The 17,789-nt window shown below is 59.0% G+C and carries 13 protein-coding genes; 2 read left to right on the top strand and 11 right to left on the bottom strand.

Annotated elements, in window-relative coordinates; translation table 11 throughout:
• Nucleotides 1-110 precede the first annotated feature (110 nt).
• Both EIP75_RS23335 and EIP75_RS23330 read right to left on the bottom strand, forming a co-directional pair.
• Nucleotides 111-1,475 (bottom strand): heavy metal sensor histidine kinase, encoded by a 1,365-nt coding sequence (locus tag EIP75_RS23335; RefSeq protein ID WP_233585018.1) that lies wholly within the window; start codon nt 1,473-1,475, stop codon nt 111-113.
• Nucleotides 1,472-2,152 carry a heavy metal response regulator transcription factor gene (locus EIP75_RS23330; RefSeq protein ID WP_125245591.1) on the bottom strand — a complete coding sequence of 227 codons (681 nt, stop codon included), beginning with the start codon at nt 2,150-2,152 and terminating at the stop codon, nt 1,472-1,474. The genes EIP75_RS23335 and EIP75_RS23330 overlap by 4 nt, the downstream gene beginning before the upstream one ends.
• A gap of 284 nt (nt 2,153-2,436) precedes the next feature.
• On the opposite strand from EIP75_RS23330, the gene EIP75_RS23325 reads away from it, so the two are divergent.
• Nucleotides 2,437-2,787, top strand: a complete 351-nt coding sequence (locus EIP75_RS23325; RefSeq protein ID WP_125245590.1) for a CzcE family metal-binding protein — start codon at nt 2,437-2,439, stop codon at nt 2,785-2,787.
• An 80-nt stretch (nt 2,788-2,867) separates the two neighbouring features.
• On the opposite strand, the gene flgB is transcribed toward EIP75_RS23325, so the two are convergent.
• The 9 genes from flgB to czcI all read right to left on the bottom strand — a co-directional run bounded on the left by flgB (nt 2,868) and on the right by czcI (nt 14,208).
• On the bottom strand, nt 2,868-3,305 hold the full coding sequence (gene flgB / locus EIP75_RS23320) for a flagellar basal body rod protein FlgB (protein ID WP_125245589.1): 438 nt from the start codon (nt 3,303-3,305) through the stop codon (nt 2,868-2,870).
• Nucleotides 3,306-3,505: 200 nt separating this feature from the next.
• Nucleotides 3,506-3,925 carry a GtrA family protein gene (locus EIP75_RS23315; protein ID WP_158622968.1) on the bottom strand — a complete coding sequence of 140 codons (420 nt, stop codon included), beginning with the start codon at nt 3,923-3,925 and terminating at the stop codon, nt 3,506-3,508.
• Between the two features lie 10 nt (nt 3,926-3,935).
• Nucleotides 3,936-5,531 (bottom strand): ArnT family glycosyltransferase, encoded by a 1,596-nt coding sequence (locus EIP75_RS23310; protein WP_125245587.1) that lies wholly within the window; start codon nt 5,529-5,531, stop codon nt 3,936-3,938.
• Nucleotides 5,512-6,579, bottom strand: a complete 1,068-nt coding sequence (locus EIP75_RS23305; RefSeq protein WP_125245586.1) for a glycosyltransferase family 2 protein — start codon at nt 6,577-6,579, stop codon at nt 5,512-5,514. Before EIP75_RS23305 ends, EIP75_RS23310 begins: the two co-directional genes overlap by 20 nt.
• Before the next feature lie 187 nt (nt 6,580-6,766).
• On the bottom strand, nt 6,767-7,096 hold the full coding sequence (locus EIP75_RS23300; RefSeq protein ID WP_125245585.1) for a hypothetical protein: 330 nt from the start codon (nt 7,094-7,096) through the stop codon (nt 6,767-6,769).
• 770 nt (nt 7,097-7,866) lie between these two features.
• Entirely contained in the window at nt 7,867-11,040 is a 3,174-nt protein-coding gene (locus EIP75_RS23295; RefSeq protein ID WP_125245584.1) for an efflux RND transporter permease subunit, read from the bottom strand.
• Nucleotides 11,041-11,054: 14 nt separating this feature from the next.
• Nucleotides 11,055-12,347, bottom strand: a complete 1,293-nt coding sequence (locus tag EIP75_RS23290; RefSeq protein WP_125245583.1) for an efflux RND transporter periplasmic adaptor subunit — start codon at nt 12,345-12,347, stop codon at nt 11,055-11,057.
• 7 nt (nt 12,348-12,354) lie between these two features.
• Entirely contained in the window at nt 12,355-13,746 is a 1,392-nt protein-coding gene (locus EIP75_RS23285) for a TolC family protein (protein ID WP_125245582.1), read from the bottom strand.
• A 102-nt stretch (nt 13,747-13,848) separates the two neighbouring features.
• A complete protein-coding gene (gene czcI, locus EIP75_RS23280) occupies nt 13,849-14,208 on the bottom strand; it encodes a cation efflux protein, CzcI family (RefSeq protein WP_125245581.1) in 360 nt (119 codons plus the stop codon).
• A gap of 589 nt (nt 14,209-14,797) precedes the next feature.
• Here czcI and EIP75_RS23275 point away from each other — a divergent pair.
• Nucleotides 14,798-17,278, top strand: coding sequence for a heavy metal translocating P-type ATPase (locus EIP75_RS23275; protein WP_125245580.1), 2,481 nt, complete (start codon nt 14,798-14,800; stop codon nt 17,276-17,278).
• Nucleotides 17,279-17,789 lie beyond the last annotated feature (511 nt).

Raw genomic sequence — 17,789 nt, 5'->3', positions numbered from 1 at the left:
GTTTTCGGTCGGCGTCAACACCCGTTTTGCCTAAGCCAAGAGGCGGCGGCAAAGACCAGTACGAAACGCTTGTACTGAAAACTAGGGCGCCGTGCCAACTGAACACCTACTCAGTCGTTCAAGGTCAAACCGATGCACGTTGCACCATAGCCTGACCTGGCGAAGGTACTCCCGCCGTGCATCCTGGCAATGGCGGCGACGATAGAGAGCCCAAGACCGTGGTTGCGTTCAGCGAACGCCCTGGCAGGGTCGACACGATAGAAGCGGTCAAAGAGCCTTGGAAGATGCTCTGCTGCGATGGTCGGCCCAAGATTCGAGACGCTGATGGCAACAGCCCCATCGACAGAACGCTGTATCTCTATGGTGATGGTCGAATCGCGCTCTGCATAGCGGGTTGCATTCCCGAGGAGATTTGAGATGGCTCGCCTGAGCAGCCGATCATCGACCGATGCGGGGCTGTCACCGCGCACCTCAGTTCTGAGTCCTTCCTCCTGAATGGAGGCTTCATGGTACTCAACCACTTCGTGGACCAGTCCTGACAAGCTTTCAATCGGGGCTCTACGTATGTTGGGTGATCTGTCCGCCATCGACAGGAACAGCATGTCCCCTACGATCCCCGCCATTCTGCGAAGGTCTTCTAGGTTGGATCCCAGTACTTCACGCATCTCTTCTGCGCTGCGCTCACGTCGCAGGGTCAGTTCACAGCTACTGATCAGGTTCGAAAGCGGTGTATTGAGTTCGTGTGCCACATCTGCGTTGAAGGCCTCCATCTGCCTGTATGCGTCGGATAAGCGGTGCAAGAGTTCGTTGAACTGCTCGATAAGAGGTTGCAGTTCGGTTGGTTGACCAGTTCCATCAAGGCGGCGCTCGAGTTCGCTCACCGTAAGTGAACGTGTCTGCTCGACAAGCCTGTGTATGGGAAGCATGCCCTTTCGAACCAACCTGAATGCTCCGTACGAGACAACGATGGAGCCAAACAAAGCAGCACATCCCAGGGTCCCAGCCAGGAATGACAGAAGCGCGTCATCAGCCTTCGGATCAAGGGCCAGTTCAAGCGACACCTTGCCTGGAGGTTGCCCTGCAGCGCTCGCTTCTACCGCGACCTCAAAACGCCTCAGCTTCAGGCGTTTCCCGGAATGGTCTGGAGCCGAAGCGGCTGTTCCCTGCACGGCAAAAATGCCATCTGGATCTTGCTCTATACGAAGTGACATCTCCGCGTGTCCGGCCAGGACGTCGCGGAGCAAGTGCTGCAGCTCCTCGGGGGAGTGACGCCGGCTGCCCTCCATCAGGATGCTGCGGACGGCGTCTTGCTTTTGATCCAGCGTGGTATCTTGACGCTGCGACAGCGCCAAGGCGATGACGACATACACGCCGATGCAGATGAGACTAAGGCCAACGAAGGCCTGGATCGCCAACCACTTGGATAGCGTTTTCCCAAGGCTTCCCTTTGACCAGGCACCCATATCAAATGTCATCGGCGCTCAAGGATGTAGCCCATGCCGCGGACAGTGTGTAGCAGTGAGGTCTCGAAGGGTTGGTCCAACTTGGATCTGAGCCGCCGAACGGCCACCTCCACGACGTTTGTCTCGCTATCGAAGTTCATGTCCCATACCTGTGCTGCAAGCTCTGTACGAGACAAGACCTCACCCTCCCGGCGCATCAGCAGACTGAGGAGGTTGAACTCCTTCGGTGTCAGATCTAGCCGTTGTCCGCCGCGGGTAGCTTTGCGACGCAGAAGGTCCAGCTCCAGGTCGTCCAGTTTGAGAAGCGTCGATTCCGGACTAGGACGGATCGTCCCAGCTCGGCGGAGAATGGTTTGAATGCGGGCAAGCAACTCGGAGAATGCAAAAGGCTTGACCAGGTAGTCGTCAGCACCTGCGGTCAGGCCTTGAACCCTATCTTCCACCCGACCTCGAGCCGTCAGCATCAAGACAGGCGTCTGTTTGCTCAACCGCAGCGACCCCAAGACGGTGAGGCCATCGATGGCCGGAAGCATCCCGTCGAGAAGGATGAGGTCGTAGTCGCCAGACATTGCAAGATGAAGGCCATCCACGCCAGTATGGGCAAGATCAACCACATAGCCTTCTTCGGTAAGGCCTTTGTGGAGATATCCGGCTAGCTTGAGCTCGTCTTCGACTACCAATAGCTTCATAAGTACGATTTTGAGGCCAGTGGGGTTTCCCGGGCATTACGAATTTGTCATCTTCCTGTTGGCAGGATGAAAACTCACGTTCTGTAGATTTGGGTCCTGGCAGAGCTGAGTGTTCTTCGCGAGTGACCTGGTGGAGTGGGACTGTCGAGGGCTGGTTGCCAGCCTCGCAACTGGAGCCCGTGATACAGCGTAAACAGGTGGAACCCTCTCGCGGGACCACTCAGCCTCCTGCCTTAGCCTGCACTGTGCAGTGTGCCCATCCCGTTTTTACTGAGGAGATGCATATGCGTCAATACCCCACTTCCAAAACTGGCATCGCCGCCTCGTTGGCTTTGGCCGCCGGAATCGCTTTCTCGGCGCCGGCGCTAGCCGGTAACTCCGGAGACTCCTATGGCGTCGCAGTGAGCTCCACTACAGCGGCCACCAAAACCGTGGACGTTTCGAGCCTGAAGCGCCCGTACATCAACGTGCGCTGCGGCGACGTGGTGGTGTTCCGAAACGGAGACCGTTCGTTCACCTGGAAGTTCGACGTCAAGGGGCACCGCACCTTTGACCTGGCAAAGGTCGCCCCTCAAGGCTTCGTCACTTCGCCGCTCAAGGTCTATGTGGCAGGAAATGACCTCGAAATCGGCTAAGCCATGACCAAGCATGCCCACGGGGACCTGCAGGTCCCGTGGGCATTTTAATTTCTGACGCGCCGATACCGTGGCTGATGTCAGCCCTTCAGCGGATCCGAGGTTGCAAGCTTCATCTCGGAACTCTCGTCACCGACACCTGCCAAGGCCAGTTCATACAGGATGGCGTTCTTGGCGATGGACGCCCGCTCTCGATCCATGTCGACCGTGTTGTTGTCCAGAGAGGCTTGGGCAGGCTGGGCATACCTTATGAAATCCAGGGTGTTCAGCTTTGAGGCGAACATGTTGGTTTCTGCATGCGCCTCAGACGTTGTAACTAGTTTTCCGCCCTCTTGGGTCTTTTGGGCGCTGCGCATAGCCTCCGAGAAGTCGAAATCCTGCGCTTGGTAGCGTGGTGTATCCGCGTTGGCAATGTTTGAAGCCAGAAGCTTCTGCCGATGTGACCGCAGGACCAACGCACGGCCTTGCCACTCATCATCCGCCTGAGCACCCACTTTGATGTGGCCTGGGAGGGTCATGCAAGTCTCCTGCGGATCGCTTGGATAGTCGAGCGTGGGCTAGCTGCCTGAAAGGGACGCTGGGGGCAAGAGATCTGTTCGCCACCATGCTCCCAACGGTCTTAGGCATCATTCACAACGGAGCTTAGCTAGGTGCCTCTGTCAAATCACCAACAAGCAGATGACAAGTTCGTAAGCCTCACGCGGAGACGGAACTTCCTTCAATCGGATCGAAAAGCCCATAGGTTGCTAAGTAGATAAGTCATGACGGCAACCAAGGCCAGCGTCAGGCTGAGCCAGAAGGCATAGAGCGATGGATTGATCGAAAGCAGTGCCCCAAAAAGGATCGAGTTCGCAACGAAGCCAAGGGCCGAGACGCCAAGGAATCGAAGGCCGGATCGGATCAACGGGCCCCCATGATCCCCAAACGTCACCGACCAATGCCCCGCGAAGGAAACTGCGACGGCAATGCCCCATCCCACGGTATTCGCCACCAGGGGATTCAACTGAAGCAACTCAGTCACAGAAACTGTGACAAGCCAGTGCACAACGGTGGCAACCAGGCCGACCATGCCAAACCGCGCCACGCGTCGCATTTCTTTGCTTCGCGCATGCAATCGCGAGCCCTCAAGACTAGCCATCTTGCTTACCTCATGTCTGCTTACGACCATCGATGGTCGATGGGCCTAGCACGATGGGGTTCGGTGTGTCCAGACTGTCCTGTTCGTGGTCTGCCTCATCGTGCCAGTCGCTGGTCACCAGCAGGTAATCACCGAAGCGCCCCTCTATGTGCATGCTTTGCTGTTGAGCCGCGGAAAGCCTGTCCCACTCTCTCTTGTAGACGGCGAGGTGGATTCCCTCCAGACACTCGCCCGCGGCTGTGACGCGGGCGGACATGAAGCGGTCCAGTGATTCGAAGTCCCTGAAGGTCCGCGCCTTGCCACCGGTGTAGTAAGACGATGAGTACGTCGGAGGGCCAACAAAGAGCAGCCCTCCTTGGCCCTGATGGCTCTGTCTGAAAGCATCCAAAACGCCTTTGGTCGAGTTGACCCCGCCATAGGTGCCTTGGGCGAGCAGGACGGCTGCAAACAGGGCCCCCGTAAGCAAGGTTCCCGCGCAGGTCAGCGCATCAACAACCTTCTCTCGGTGCTCTGTCGCCAAGATGCATCCCACCAGGATGGCCAACGCAGGGATGCCTGGAAGAACGTATGTCCAAAGGATGTTTCTGGCCAGCATGAAGAACAGTGCCGGAGCCAGGGCCCAAAGAAGGAGATAGAGGCCTTCATGGCTAGCCAGAAAAGTGTTCCGAACCTCTTGCTGGCGATTCATCCGACGCTTGAGAAGGAGAGCGCCCACAAGAAGCGTCCAAGGGAACATTCCTGCGAAGAGGTAGGCCCAGATCATCCCCCTCGGCTGGAGGTGGGCCGATCCGTACAGGTCACCCGCCCAACCAGGTTTTGTGAACCGTAGCCAGTGCTCGCCGATCAGGAAGTACTCAAGAAACCCAGGCGTCTTCAGCTCGGCCAAGATGTACCACGGCAAGCAGACAATGGCGGCGATGGCTGATCCAGCCAACCAGGGCATGCTTCTGATGATGCGAGGCAGGCTGTACGTCAGCACCGCCCATGTTGTTATTGGCAGGCCAATCAGCAGTAACGCCACAGGCCCCTTTGCCAGCATGCCCAGTCCAAGGCCGGCAAAGAACAGGTAGCCGTGCAGGCGCCTGCTGCGAACTGTGCTCGCAGACTGCGCATGCCAGAAGCCGAACATGGCCAACGTCACGGCGGTCACAAGCGCCATGTCGGTCATGACAGCTCCGGCCGCAATGAAGAATGCCCCCGAACCCCACAGTGCAGCCGCGGTTAGCACCGACCATCTAGCGCTGCGTGCAGAGCTCCAGCGCCATACAAGGGCAGTGACAGCAAGGGCTAGAAGCACACTGGGGAGCCGCACAGCCCACTCATTTACGCCAAGTAGCTGAATGCTTGATGCGGAGAGCCATGACGACAGCGGCGGTTTTCCCCAGAACACGGTGTTGTCCGCGATCCGGGGTGTGATCCAGTCCCCGCTCAATGCCATCCGTCGAGCAATCTCGGCGTAGCGAGACTCCGTGTTGTCGGACAAAGGGTACAGGCCTAAGCTCAGCAATCGAAACGTGATGATCAGCAAAAGAGCAGCGAGGACGAGACGGGTTGATCTCCTTGCTGCGGTGTTGACGGGTGCCACTTCAGGCAACACGGTGCTCATGATCTGCTTGAATGCTATGTTGATGTACTCCCTGAGACGAGCCAAGCCTGATGGGCTTGCTCTCACTGGACAGCGAAGTTGCTTGCTCGTACTCGTCCAGCAGGAACAAAGGTCGGCGCTTTGATTCCAGGAAGATGCGCCCAATGTACTCACCGAGGATGCCGATGGCCATGAGCTGCAGCCCGCCCAGCAGCAAAATGCTGACGATCAGCGTTGGAAAGCCGTGTACAGCCTCGCCAACAAGAAGTGTCTTGATCAGAAAGTGCGCTGCATAGCCAAACGAGAGAAGCGCGCTAGCCACGCCTGTATAGGTGGCAAGTTTGAGCGGCGCGACAGAGAACCCCGTGATCCCTTCAACGGCGAAGCGCCACAGCTTCCGATACGGCCATTTGGACTGCCCTTCTGCACGCGCATGCCGGTCGTACTCGATGGTGACGGTTCTGAACCCAACCCAGGCGAAGATGCCCTTCATGAAGCGGTTCCGCTCAGGCAACTGGTTGATGGCGTTCACCACACGTCGACTTAGAAGCCTGTAGTCGCCCACGTCGGCCGGCATGTGTACGTCGGCCAGGGCATTGAACACACGATAGAAGGCAAACGCAGATGCCTCCTTGAACCATGACTCTCCCGCACGAGAGCGGCGGCGCATGCTGACGACGTCTGCGCCTTGTCGCCAGGCGTCAACCATCTGGCCAATGAGCTCAGGCGGATCCTGGAGATCCGCGTCGATAATCACGACGGCTTGCCCTTTGGCCAGTTGGAGGCCGGCGGTCATGGCGGCCTCTTTTCCGAAGTTCCTGCTGAGCTTGGCGACAGAGACGCATGGGTGGTGATTCCGGAGACTCTTCAGTTGATCCTCGGTGCCGTCCGTGCTTCCATCGTCGATGTAGAGGATCTCATGCGTCACTTGAAGAGCCTGCAGGGCCATCATCAGCCGCAGATGAAACTCTGCGAGACCGGCCTCTTCGTTCAACACAGGAACGACCACGGTGAGACTGCATGCGGCCTGGTCGTTCTTCGGCCAGCATGCTTCTGTGAAATTGCTCATTTGGTCTCTTGCGCCGGGCAGGCGGAGCGCTTCATGGGCGAGCACCAACAACTATCGGTTCGGTTCGGCTCGTCTTGTGCTGCCTTGTTGCAGCCTGCCGCAGAGGATTGCGACATCTGGACACTGTAGTGAGCCGTGCCTGACAGGCAGCCCACCGTGAGATTACAGTTGCGTCATCTCACGCCTGTCAGGACGGGCGCTCGGCAGAGCTCTCGGGAGGTGATACCCGAAACACACCTAAGGTGTCCGCGCCACGCATCAACGTCTTTGCGATCTCTGGTTTGATTTCTCGCACGACGAATCGCCTTGGGCTCCAGTTGGTTTTGCGCAGTTCAAGCGCTACAACCTGTCCCGCCTGAACGTCCACAGTTATGCTTCCATCTTCATCCATTGGATCTGCTCTGACCACATGCCGGCCAGGTTGGACGTCTACTGCGATGACCGAAGCCGGGATCATCCGCTGAACGGGCGTTCCGTTGACCAGAACATTGGAAACACCTTGCAGGTCCGGCCACATGTGCCTCACGATGACAAGCCTACCTGTGTCACTTACTGCCGACAGCATACGTATAGCCTTGTCATCCTCTGGAACGACACCAGGTGCCGCTGCACATGAGCTAATTTTCAAAGACTTGAAGCAAAACCGTTGCAGCTCTGAGGTAACTGGCCTCTGAGCACAACCGACCAGGGCGGATGTGCCTATCAGCAGGGCCAGCAATGCAAACTTTGATGTTCGTCGCATGTTGAGATAATGCCTTTCTGGACATGGTCAGTGCATTACATCTTTGTCATGAAGATGCAACTGGACCGGGCTTTGTTCTTGAAGCGGGACGGCGTCACCTGGCAGTTAACTAGGCTTCCGCGACTCCCCCTTCTTTCGACGTGTACCAACCGCTCGGGGCAGCACTGTCGATGGATCAGATGGCGACGTGTTTGGCGTCGCCTGCTTCTTGGCACTTTTGCTACGCTTGAACTGGCTCTGTAGCCGTTCCGCATACTTGGGCTTCTTGGGCTCTGGGGGCAATGGAGGACGGCGTGATAGCCACCAAGCAAACAGCAGAATGCCGGCGATGAGGATCACCGCGTTACACACGGCGAACACGCCCTCATCGAAGTGAGACAACGAAGAAAACATTGCGACGCTCCATGGCAGAGCCCAAGCTTCCCGGCGGGAAACTCAGATGTGGTACGTCGGATCGGCGCCAAAGCTTGTTCGGGCCGGCCTCAATACTTCAGGCGCTCTAGAGAAGCCGGCACCAACACAAGGTGCTGCCGGCACGCACCGCGTTATGCAGTGGCCTCGACCGGTGCACTCTCCCGCTTGGCCTCTTCATTGCGATGAATCAGCCAATACAGAACGGGTAGGACCAACAGGGTCAGGAGCGTCGACGAGATAATCCCGCCGATAACGACCGTTGCGAGCGGACGCTGAACTTCAGCACCTGTACCAGTGGCCAAGGCCATAGGCACGAAGCCAAGTGATGCGACCAGAGCTGTCATCAGAACAGGGCGAAGTCGGGTCAGCGCTCCCTCAAGCACCGCGTCATGGAGTGATTTACCTTCATCACGTAGGCTACGGATGAAGGAAATCATCACCAGGCCGTTGAGCACTGCCACCCCTGAGAGTGCAATGAATCCGACTGCAGCCGAGATCGACAGAGGTATTCCTCGCATCCAAAGAGCCAGCACGCCGCCCGTCAGGGCAAACGGAACGCCGGTGAACACCACCAACCCATCCTTGACGTTGTTGAACATCATGAAGAGCAGCAGGAACACCAGGGCCAAGGCAACGGGAACAACGATCTGCAGTCGTTGGGTGGCCGAGAGCAGGTTCTCGAACGTTCCTCCCCACTCGATCCAGTATCCCGCCGGCATCTTCAACTGCTTGTTCACAGCAGATTGCGCAGCCTTAACGAACGAGCCCAGGTCAGTGCCTCGAACGTTGGCGGTGACGACAACGCGACGCTTGCCGTTCTCCCGGCTGATCTGATTCGGCCCGGGAGCCAGCTTCAGCTCTGCCACTTCAGAGAGAGGGATGTAGCGCACATTTCCGGCGGCGCCGGCGTCTGCCTGAGCCGGGATAGGAATGGGCAGACGGCTCACAGCATCGAGATCGCCTCGCAGTGTCTCAGGCAAGCGGACGACGATGTCAAAACGGCGGTCTCCCTCGAACATCGTGCCAGCTTCCTTGCCACCCAACGCGGTGGCCAGGGTTTCCTGGATGTCAGACGCGTTCAACCCGTACCGTGCAGCACGGGCCCGGTCGATGGCGACCGTCAGCATGGGCAGCCCCGTTGTCTGCTCCACCTTGACCTCGGCTGCTCCCTTGATTCCCTGCAAGGTGGCGGCGATCTTTGCTGCTTCGGCGTTGAGCACATCCATGTCGTCGCCGAATACCTTGACCGCCACGTCACTGCGGACACCTGAAATCAGTTCGTTGAAGCGCAGTTGAATCGGCTGAGAGAACTCGTAGGCGTTGCCCGGGATCTTCTCCACCGTCTCCTGGACTGCTGCCATCAACTCGTCACGCGTCTTGCGAGGCTTGGGCCATTCGTCTACTGGCTTGAGCATCACATACGCGTCCGAGATGTTGGGCGGCATCGGGTCAGAAGCCACCTCGGCGGTACCGGTTCGAGCAAACACGCGGTCAATTTCGGGGAACTTCGCTTTCAGCGTCGTTTCGATCTGCTTTTGCATCTCCACGGACTGAGAGAGGCTGGTGGCAGGCACCCGCAGTGCTTGCATGGCGAAGTCGCCTTCGTTCAAGCTGGGAACGAACTCACTGCCCATCTTGGATCCGACCACCACCGAGATGGAGATGATGGCGATGGCACTGGCGATAACGACTGGCACGTTGCGCAGTGCCTTCTCAAGCATGGGCTCGTACAGGCGCTTGCTGGCAGTGACCAGTCGGTTTTCCTTTTCATCGACTTTGCGTCCGATGAACAGTGCGACTGCGGCAGGAACGAAGGTGACAGACAGGATCATGGCGCCAATCAGGGCGGCGACCACTGTGAAAGCCATCGGATGGAACATCTTTCCTTCCACGCCGCTGAGGGCGAAGATGGGCAGGTAGACCACCATGATGATGAGCTGACCGAAAATCAGCGGGCGGCGGGCTTCCTGAGCGGCGGCAAAGACCTCTTCGAATCGTTCCTTCAACGTCAGCTCTCGACCATGGTGAGCCTGAGCATGCGCGAGCCTGCGGACGCAGTTCTCCACAATCACGACCGCTCCGTCAACGATGATCCCGAAGTCCAGTGCTCCTAGACTCATCAGGTTGGCGCTGACACCTCGGTTAACCATGCCTGTGAAGGTAAACAACATGGACAGAGGAATCACCATCGCTGTGATGATGGCGGCCCGAATGTTGCCCAGGAACAGGAACAGCACCACGATCACGAGGATGGCGCCTTCGACCAGGTTCTTACGGACTGTGCCGATGGCCTTGTCCACCAAGTTGGTACGGTCGTAAACCGTGATGGCATGCACGCCCTCCGGCAGAGAGCGATTGATTTCAACCATCTTCTCCGACACGGCCTGGGCGACGGTCCGGCTGTTCTCACCGATCAGCATGAACACCGTGCCCAGAACCACCTCGCGGCCGTTGTCTGTGGCAGCACCGGTGCGGAGCTCCTTGCCGACGCCGACAGTGGCAACGTCACCGATGCGCACGACCTGGCCGTTGACGCTCTTCACGACGATGTTGGAGATGTCCTGAGGGCTGCTCACCTGACCAGGAGCTCGAACAAGGTACTGCTCGCCACGCTTCTCGATGTAGCCAGCGCCGACGTTGGCATTGTTCAGGTCGATGGCCTTGATGAGTTCAGCCAGGCTGAGACCAAGAGACGACAGCTTGGCGGGGTCCGGCGCAACCAGGTACTCCTTTGCATAGCCGCCAATGGAGTTGATCTCGGTGACGCCAGGCACGTTGCGCAGCTGGGGCTTGATGATCCAGTCCTGGATCTCGCGGAGGTCCGTCGGCGTGTAGAGGGTGCCGTCAGGCTTCTTTGCCCCCTCCTTGGACTCCACCGTCCAGAGGAAGATCTCCCCCAGGCCCGTGGAGATCGGGCCCATTTCCGGGCTGACGCCCGCAGGGAGGCGCTCACGAGCCTGCGCCAGACGCTCAGCAACAAGTTGGCGGGCGAAATAAACGTCGGTCCCGTCCTTGAAGATGACCGTGACCTGGGACAGGCCATAGCGCGACATCGAGCGAGTCTGGACGAGCTTTGGCAGCCCGGACATCACCGTCTCGACGGGGTAGGTGACGCGTTGCTCGGTCTCCAGTGGAGAGTAACCCGGCGCAGAGGTGTTGATCTGCACCTGGACGTTGGTGATGTCAGGAACGGCGTCGATGGGCAGCTTGGTGTAGCTGAAGACGCCAATGGCGGCCATGCCCAGTACGGCGAGCAGAACTAGCCACCGCTGGTCGATGGCGAACTTGATGATGCGTTCAAACATGTTGATCTCCCGCATCAATGGCCGTGTTCGGCGCTGCCCTTGCCGAGCTCAGCCTTCAAGATGAAGCTGTTCTCGGTGGCATAGTCTGCGCCTGCGGTCAGGCCGCTCAGCACCTCGGTATAGGTACCATCTGAGCGGCCGAGCTTCACCACCTGAGCCTTGAAGCCTTCAGGGGTTCGCACAAATACGCTCGGCTTGTCCTCCACGGACTGCAGGGCATCGTTGCGGATGACCAGGGGTACCTGGCTACGCTCGCTCAGCACGTTCACGGCCAGGAACAGGCCGGGGCGCCATGCGCCAGCTGGGTTGGTCATGGTGATGCGTGCCGTGGCTGTGCGTGTGGTCGCGCCAAGCAACGAGCCAACATAGTTCACGGTGCCGGTGACCACCTGGTCGGAGCCGGTTGCTTTGACGCTCGCGGTCGCGCCAACCTGAACCTTCTCGATGTCCTTGGCCGGAACATAGAACTCGACCCAAACCTTGGAAAGGTCGGAGATCACGAAGACTTTGGCATCACTCGCGACCGTTTCACCGAGCGCCAGGCTCTTTTCAACGATGGTCCCATCAAACGGGGCACGAATCTCGAAGCGGCTCAGACCGTCAGCGGTCGCTGTTGCGCTGGCACCCAGGGCAGAGAGACGTTGCTCCGCATTGCGCTGCTCGATCTCCGCTTCTCGCAGCTGTTGTTGGGCAATGAGGTAGTCCTGTTGAGCCGAGATCTTCTGCTCCCAGAGGCTCTTTTCACGCTGGTATGTAGCCCGTGCGGCTGAAGCACGTTCACGCGCAGCAAGCAACGCAGCACGCTGGCCAGACAGGTCTGGGCTGGAGATGACAGCCAGCACGTCCCCCTTCTTGACTCGTTGCCCCAGGTCTGCCTTGACCAGCTCGACAACACCGGCCACGCGAGGCACGACCTGTGCGGTACGGTCGGCGTCGAATTTGGCTTCACCCTGGAACTCTGCTCCAGACATGACGGTACCGGCCTGAGCCTTCTCCACCTTGATACGGCTGAGCTTGATTTGTTCTTCAGTCAGTTTGACGGCTTCTTCTTCGGCTTCTTCGCCATGGTCACCATGGCCATCACCGCCAGCCTTGCCCTTGTCATCTGCGGCCGCTTGAGCATTTCCTTCCTTGCCAGCCTCGGGCTTGGCCGGGGCTTCGTTGTGATGTTCCTTGTCGTCGTGTCCTTCGGCTTCCGAGTGACTGGCAGCAGTGGAAGACGAGCCGCCGAACACCCAGACGGCTGTGCCTGCGGCGATGGTGATGGCGGCGATGGCCGCAACGATGATCTTTTGTTGGTTGTTCATTGCAATCTCACTTTTGCATCGCGCGAGGCGAGTTAACCGGTGCCGTGCTGTTGGCCACACCCATCTGGGCCGAAACCGGGGCGCCAAGAAGCGCCTCAAGGTCAGCAGCTGCCTTCTGGGCGTCGGACAGCGCCTTCAAGTGCTGAGAGCGGGCTTGGAACAAGGTGCGTTGAGCATCCAGAACGTCGAGGAAGCCAAACTTGCCCAGGGCAAAGCCTTGAGTGGCCGCTTCGTAGGTACGGCTGGCATCGGGTAGCAGCTTCTCTTCAGCAAGAAGCACCTGGCGTCGCGCAGTTTCAAGCTGACTTGCGGCAACCTGCACATCGGTTGTCAGGCGCATCTGCCTGCTGCGAGCGTCGTCCCTTGCTTGGTCAGCACGCGCTATGGCCTCACGAAGGTTGCCTTGGTTGCGGTCGAAGACAGGCAAAGGAATCGAGACACCCAGGAGCGTCTGGTTGCGCCCCATCTCGTTGTTGCGCTGCATGCCAACACCGATCGTTACGTCGGGTACGGCGCGGCTGCGCTCCACTTCGACCAGGGCGTCTCTGCGCTTGACCTCAAGCTCGGACTGCACGGTCTCTGGGGCGGTCTCCATGTACCGGGTGAGCTCACCAGGCGTTGGTGCCTGTCCTGGCGCTCGCAGCTCACCTGCAGGTTGAGGCAACTGATCAGGTGTCATCCCGAGCATCGCGCCAAGGCGGGACTTGGCGGCTGTCAGATCCTGCTGCGCCTGGGCAGTCTCGAGGCCCACGCCGGACAGAGCCAGACGCGCGCGGGTTTCTTCAACCGGAGAGACCTTGCCTGCAGCGACACGTTTGGACGCAGCATCGACCGCGGCTTGTGCGAGCTCCTCGGATTGGCGAGCCAGCTCCATGCGCGACTGAGCCGTCAGAAGGTCCCAGAAGCCAGTACGGGCGGAAGCGCGGATCTGCACAATGCGGCCTTGAACCTGGGCGCGATTCAGGTCTTCCATCAACTGGGCGGCCTTGACACGGCTTGAGCGCTTGCCGCCCAGCTCGATCAACTGGCTCAACTGGTATGCGGTGGTCCTCGTCGCCTTGCGAGTGTCCTCAACGGACATCGACAGAGACGGATTGGGCAGGACTCCTGCCTGTTGGGTGGCTCCCAATGCGGCTTCCACTTCGCGGCGAGCCACGGAGAGGTCTGGGTGGCGATTGAGTGCGAGCTCAATGGCCTGATCCAACGTCAGTTTTGGGGCCGGGGCTGTCGAGGGAGCAGGCGCGGAGGTGACGCCAGGTGCCGACGGCAGGCCAAGTTGAGGCGTAGAGGTCTGAGCCCAGGCAAAGGTGGGCAGAGCGATGGCCAGCGCAACCAGGCCAGGAACAAAGGGAAGCGTCTGCGTGCAGGCAGTGGGCCGCACGCTCCGAGGGCATTTCATCGAATTCTCCAGTGGAAGTTGGATGCAATTCGACGAGGGACAATGCACCTACAGTGGTGCACCCCGGTGATACAGCAAGGGGAAAGACTGTCCGCTCGTCGGTTAGAGCAGTTGCAGCCAGTTGGGGCGTTCGATCCTGTTCGGGTCGGCCGAGCTGTAAAGCAAGGCATCTCCCGAGGGAGTTGCCGATTCACGCATGAACGTGGGGATCTTCACTTGCTTGCCAAGCAGCTCTGGCTTGGCAAGGTGGCAGCTGGCGCAGTCGGCGTCGGCAAAGATCTTTGCTTTTTGCTTCGACTTGCTTGGGCCATTGTCCTGGTCGGTGTTCTTATGAACATGGACGTGATGACCAAAGTGACCAGCGCCCTGACTATCCTCATGCTGGCAATAGGTCGCCGCCACCGCATAGCAAAATTGCAGCGGCAGGACCAGAAGCAGCAGGATGTTCAGCAGTCGGCGCATGAAACAAGTCTGAAGACGATCTCTTCCGAATGGCTCGGAGGGGCGGTGCTCCTGCAGCAAACAGCTTTGCCGTAGAAGCAGCTGCATTGGATATCGTAGCTGCCTCCACTGTCAAGGCACTAGTTCGCATGCCTGATGAGCGTCTTCAGAAGGGATAGCGAGCGAGCTAGGCGCGTGGTTTGCACCCGCTTTCCCTATGAAACAAGGGCGTGGCGAGCCATATGAAGCGGCGCCGATGTGCCTTGTTTAGGACCTCCAGGTTGGGATTCAGGCGTCCAGGATGACAAATTTGTAATCTTGGCGTCCGCAAGCTGACGGGGATGGCCGACTAGCCTATGGGGTAGGTCCTCCCTACAGCTTATGTGGTGAGCCATCCCGACGTTTTGCCCCATGCACCTTCTTGCGTTAGAACTGCCTCCAACCTGCATTCAGGTTTGGCAGCGAACTTGCGCAGAGTTCCTCCGGGGATTGCCGTCTGTCCATCGGGCCTGTGCCCAGCGGTTGAATCGGTGGCATGAATCAGCCTCACGGGCCTCGCGCCTGATCAACAGAGGCAAGGCCAACTGGCTTCAACCATAACGACTTGGCTATGACAGAAAAAACAAGCTTGGAGCTTTCACTTGTCCTTCCTGGCGTCACTGAGGCGGCGGACGCATGTACAGGGAGGCTGATAGGTGAACTTCAAGGGCGTGCGGGTGTGGAGAAGGCGCATATCCGAACAGATGACGGTGGCGCTGTCCCGCAGTTGTGTATTCACTTTGACCCTGAGGTCATTCCCCTTGCAAGGATCCGAGAGCTTGCGAAGGCCTCAGGTGCTGCACTGACTGCTCGTTACGGGCACAAGAGCTGGCAGACCGAAGGCATCGGCCATCAGCGCCGGGCAGACACGGTGGCCAAGACCTTGCTCGCTGCCCCAGGGGTGCTTGAAGCCACTGCCAGTCCATCGGGCCAAGTGTCGGTCGAGTTTGACCGAGAGCGGACGACGGAAGCAGGCGTCCTCGGTGAGCTGGCCAAGCTGGGTGTCAAGCCATCGGCGAAGAGTGCCGAACCGCAGCATGCAGGTCATGGCGAGCCAGGACATCAACACTCGGAGGATGAAGCGGGGGAGCATGGGCATAGCCATGGAGACGGTGGTCTTCTGGGCCCGAACTCCGAAATGATCTTCGCATTGACGTGCGGCACCTTGCTCGGGGTTGGCTTCGGCATCGAGAAGCTTGCGACGGGTTTGCCAGCCTGGCTACCCACGAGCCTGTATGTCCTGGCCTACTTCTTCGGCGGCTTCTACACCCTCCGAGAGGCTCTGGACAATCTTCGTCTGAAGCGCTTCGAGATCGACACCCTGATGCTTGTCGCTGCGGCGGGTGCTGCGGCTCTGGGCTCCTGGGCAGAGGGGGCGCTCTTGTTGTTCCTTTTCAGTCTTGGTCATGCGCTGGAACACTACGCCATGGGGCGAGCGAAGCGAGCAATTGAGGCTCTGGCGGAACTTGCACCAGACACCGCCACCGTACGCAGAGACGGCCAGGCCGTAGAGATTCCTGTCGAAGAGCTTGTGGTCGGCGATGTGGTGCTGGTTCGACCGAACGAACGGCTCCCTGCTGATGGGTTCCTGGTTTCTGGGGAGTCGAGTGTCAACCAGGCCCCCGTGACGGGCGAGAGCATGCCTGTAGACAAGCGCCCAGTTGTGGATGCGGCGGCGGCGAGAAGTCGCCCTGACACCGTCGAGGCGGTTTCACGGGTCTTTGCCGGGACCATCAATGGATCTGGAGCCATTGAAGTTGAGGTGACACGTCGTTCATCCGACTCTGCGCTTGCACGTGTAGTGAAGATGGTCAGCGAGGCCGAAGCCAGGAAATCACCGACGCAGCGTTTCACAGACAAGTTCGAGAAGATCTTTGTACCGGCAGTCCTGATGCTGGCCTTCTTGCTGTTGTTTGCTTGGGTGGTTGTTGATGAACCATTCCGCGACAGCTTCTATCGGGCCATGGCCGTCCTGGTTGCGGCCAGCCCTTGTGCATTGGCCATCGCTACACCTAGCGCAGTGCTGTCAGGCATCGCTCGCGCAGCACGTGGAGGTGTTCTGATCAAAGGTGGAGCCCCTCTGGAGGAACTTGGATCCTTGAGCGCGATGGCGTTCGACAAGACCGGAACCTTGACGGAAGGACGCCCACGAATCACCGACGTCATTCCTGCTGAAGGCGTCGCCGAAGAGGAACTGCTCACCGTGGCCGTGTCGGTGGAGTCCCTTAGCGATCATCCGCTCGCAGCAGCCATCGCTCGCGATGGGCGTGAGCGCATTGGCAGCCGAGTTGTACCGGAGGCTGGTGCACTTGAGAACCTCATCGGTCGAGGCGTCAAGGCTAGCTTTGAAGGACAGCCCGTCTGGATCGGTAAAGCCGAGATGTTTGGTGTCGATGGTGTGCCTAAACTCGGCGGCTTCGTGGAGGCAGCAATCGCACGGCTTCGCGAGGCCGGTCGCACAACGATGGTTGTTCGCCTGGGAGATCGTGACCTTGGTGCCATTGGTCTTCTTGACACGCCACGGGCCGGCGCGCGCGAGGCCTTGGATAGGCTCCGAAAGCTTGGCATCAAGCGGATGATCATGATCTCCGGTGACCACAAGAAGGTGGCTGAGGCAGTCGCCAAGGATGTGGGGCTTGACGAGGCGTGGGGTGACTTGATGCCCGAGGACAAGGTCACCTCGATCCGCAAGCTTCGCGAGACCACCAAGGTCGCCATGGTTGGCGATGGCGTCAACGACGCCCCTGCCATGGCCAATGCCACTGTGGGCATCGCTATGGGGGCCGCTGGATCCGACGTCGCGCTGGAGACCGCCGACGTGGCTTTGATGGCTGACGATCTGCGTCATCTGCCGTTTGCGGTCGGCCTCAGCCGCCACACGCGTTCCGTGATCCGGCAGAACGTCTTTGTGAGCCTTGGCGTCGTTGCCATCCTGGTCCCCGCAACCATCATGGGGCTTGGCATCGGAGCTGCGGTTGCCGTTCACGAAGGATCTACGCTCCTCGTGGTTTTCAACGCTCTTCGCTTGCTTGCCTATCGGAGCGATGAGTGACAGTGGTCAAGCAGTCGCTGTGGGCCGAATCCGAGCGATACGGCCCGGGGGCAGTGCTTCGGATTCGGTTGGAAGTAGTTTCATGATCAAAAGCAATGGTCTGCCTGCGTCACGGGCAAGACAGACGACACAGCGGTTGCTGTTGGCCACCATCTTCGTAAGTGCCGGGGCAGGAGCCGCCTTCTCCGCCGCGGCGGCACTGTGGATAAGCGAGCGTTCAGAGGCTTTGGTCCTCTTCATACTTTTCCTGTCGGTCATTCTGTACGTTGTCGCAGAGGCCGGCCTTGGGCAGATGTTGATCCAAAGTATCCGGGAGCTTTCGTCCGACAGGTCGCCAGAAGTCCAGGATTAGTCGTCCCCATAAGCGTTGATACGGCCTAGCCGAGCTCATACGTATTCCGGACGTCGTACACACTCCGTCCGGTACCGTGATCAGCCGGCTTGGTTCTCATGAGCGCCGGATCAGTTGAGTACAACACTTTGAAGTGGCGTGTTGGCGCCGATTCAAAAT

The organism is Aquabacterium soli, assembly GCF_003933735.1.
Classification (GTDB): Bacteria; Pseudomonadota; Gammaproteobacteria; order Burkholderiales; family Burkholderiaceae_C; genus Aquabacterium; species Aquabacterium soli.
This window is presented reverse-complemented; position numbering and strand designations above follow the sequence as displayed.

What these genes read in the sequence shown, in the direction of transcription:
- EIP75_RS23335 (WP_233585018.1), bottom strand. Translation starts at nt 1,475, where the DNA reads ATGACATTTGATATGGGTGCCTGGTCAAAGGGAAGCCTTGGGAAAACG.
- EIP75_RS23330 (WP_125245591.1), bottom strand. Translation starts at nt 2,152, where the DNA reads ATGAAGCTATTGGTAGTCGAAGACGAGCTCAAGCTAGCCGGATATCTC.
- EIP75_RS23325 (WP_125245590.1), top strand. Translation starts at nt 2,437, where the DNA reads ATGCGTCAATACCCCACTTCCAAAACTGGCATCGCCGCCTCGTTGGCT.
- flgB (WP_125245589.1), bottom strand. Translation starts at nt 3,305, where the DNA reads ATGACCCTCCCAGGCCACATCAAAGTGGGTGCTCAGGCGGATGATGAG.
- EIP75_RS23315 (WP_158622968.1), bottom strand. Translation starts at nt 3,925, where the DNA reads ATGGCTAGTCTTGAGGGCTCGCGATTGCATGCGCGAAGCAAAGAAATG.
- EIP75_RS23310 (WP_125245587.1), bottom strand. Translation starts at nt 5,531, where the DNA reads ATGAGCACCGTGTTGCCTGAAGTGGCACCCGTCAACACCGCAGCAAGG.
- EIP75_RS23305 (WP_125245586.1), bottom strand. Translation starts at nt 6,579, where the DNA reads ATGAGCAATTTCACAGAAGCATGCTGGCCGAAGAACGACCAGGCCGCA.
- EIP75_RS23300 (WP_125245585.1), bottom strand. Translation starts at nt 7,096, where the DNA reads ATGTGGCCGGACCTGCAAGGTGTTTCCAATGTTCTGGTCAACGGAACG.
- EIP75_RS23295 (WP_125245584.1), bottom strand. Translation starts at nt 11,040, where the DNA reads ATGTTTGAACGCATCATCAAGTTCGCCATCGACCAGCGGTGGCTAGTT.
- EIP75_RS23290 (WP_125245583.1), bottom strand. Translation starts at nt 12,347, where the DNA reads ATGAACAACCAACAAAAGATCATCGTTGCGGCCATCGCCGCCATCACC.
- EIP75_RS23285 (WP_125245582.1), bottom strand. Translation starts at nt 13,746, where the DNA reads ATGAAATGCCCTCGGAGCGTGCGGCCCACTGCCTGCACGCAGACGCTT.
- czcI (WP_125245581.1), bottom strand. Translation starts at nt 14,208, where the DNA reads ATGCGCCGACTGCTGAACATCCTGCTGCTTCTGGTCCTGCCGCTGCAA.
- EIP75_RS23275 (WP_125245580.1), top strand. Translation starts at nt 14,798, where the DNA reads ATGACAGAAAAAACAAGCTTGGAGCTTTCACTTGTCCTTCCTGGCGTC.